Genomic DNA, 1,252 nt, shown 5'->3' on the forward strand with positions numbered 1-1,252 from the left:
GTCGAGCAGCCGGTGATCAGATGCTGACGCCGAAGTCGGAGGCGACACCGCCCAGCCCGGACGCGTAGCCCTGCCCGGTCGCCCGGAACTTCCACTCGGCGCCGTTGCGGTACAGCTCGCCGAAGACCATCGCGGTCTCGGTGGAGGCGTCCTCGGACAGGTCGTAGCGGGCCAGTTCGGTGTTGTCGGCCTGGTTGACGACGCGGATGAACGCGTTGCGGACCTGCCCGAAGTTCTGGGCGCGTGCGTCGGCCTCATGGATCGACACCGGGAAGGCGATGCGGGTGACCTCGGCGGGAACCGCGGCGAGGTTCACCTTGATCTGCTCGTCGTCACCCTCGCCCTCGCCGGTGAGGTTGTCGCCGGTGTGCTCCACCGATCCGTCGGGGCTCTTGAGGTTGTTGAAGAAGACGAAGTGCCCGTTGGAGGGAACCTTGCCCGCCTCGTCCAGCAGCAGCGCGCTCGCGTCGAGGTCGAAGTCGGTGCCCGTGGTCGTGCGGACGTCCCAGCCGAGTCCCACCACGACCGCCGTCAGTCCGGGGGCCTCCTTGCTCAGCGAGACGTTGCCGCCCTTGGAAAGGCTCACACCCATGAAGTTCTCCTCATGTCATTCGTTCGGGACCGCGCGGAACCGCAGGACAGGCCGGAGCGTTCGAGAGACGTCAGACCGCGACGATGGATTACGCCTGCACGGAACTAACCTCCGGATGGCCGCTGCGGTGAAGAACATGCTATTACACTTGTAGCAGATCGCCGAGAAGCCCGGTACGGCAGCTAACAAAGGGAGATCTCCGATGGCCTTCTGGGACAAGCTACGCGAGTCGAGTCAGACCATGCAGACCCAGCTCATGGCGAAGAAGAACGACCTCAAGAGCGGCGCCTTCCGGGACGCGAGCATGGCGATCTGCGCCCTGGTCGCCGCCGCCGACGGCTCGGTCGACGCGAGCGAACGGCAGCGGACCGCGTCACTGATCACCTCCAACGAGGTCCTGCAGAACTTCCCGGCCGCCGACCTGCAGCAGCGCTTCAACGGCTACCTCGACAAGCTCACCGCCGACTTCGACTTCGGCAAGGTCGGCGTCCTGCAGGACATCGCCAAGGTGAAGAAGAAGCCCGCCGAGGCCCGCGCCGTCATCCAGATCGGCATCGTCATCGGCGGCGCCGACGGCGACTTCGACGACAACGAGAAGGCCGTCGTCCGCGAGGCCTGCCACGCCGTGGGTCTCCCGCCCGCCGAATTCGAACTCTGACC

The 1,252-nt window shown here is 66.1% G+C and carries 2 protein-coding genes; one reads left to right on the top strand and one right to left on the bottom strand.

The genetic code is table 11. From position 1 onward, the window contains the following. Positions 1–16: 16 nt before the first annotated feature. Positions 17–592: a TerD family protein gene (locus tag ACTWPP_RS44960; RefSeq protein WP_443110611.1), complete on the bottom strand. Its 576-nt coding sequence runs from the start codon at positions 590–592 to the stop codon at positions 17–19. A gap of 202 nt (positions 593–794) precedes the next feature. Between ACTWPP_RS44960 and ACTWPP_RS44965 the strand changes: the two genes are divergently transcribed. After that, positions 795–1,250, top strand: coding sequence for a tellurite resistance TerB family protein (locus tag ACTWPP_RS44965; protein WP_443110612.1), 456 nt, complete (start codon positions 795–797; stop codon positions 1,248–1,250). Positions 1,251–1,252 lie beyond the last annotated feature (2 nt).

The sequence above is a fragment of the Actinomadura sp. 3N407 genome (assembly GCF_052245875.1).
In the GTDB taxonomy this organism is placed as follows: domain Bacteria; phylum Actinomycetota; class Actinomycetes; order Streptosporangiales; family Streptosporangiaceae; genus Spirillospora.

Bases quoted from the DNA above. Each gene is read 5' to 3' on its own strand.
- ACTWPP_RS44960 (WP_443110611.1), bottom strand. From the start codon at position 592: ATGGGTGTGAGCCTTTCCAAGGGCGGCAACGTCTCGCTGAGCAAGGAG.
- ACTWPP_RS44965 (WP_443110612.1), top strand. From the start codon at position 795: ATGGCCTTCTGGGACAAGCTACGCGAGTCGAGTCAGACCATGCAGACC.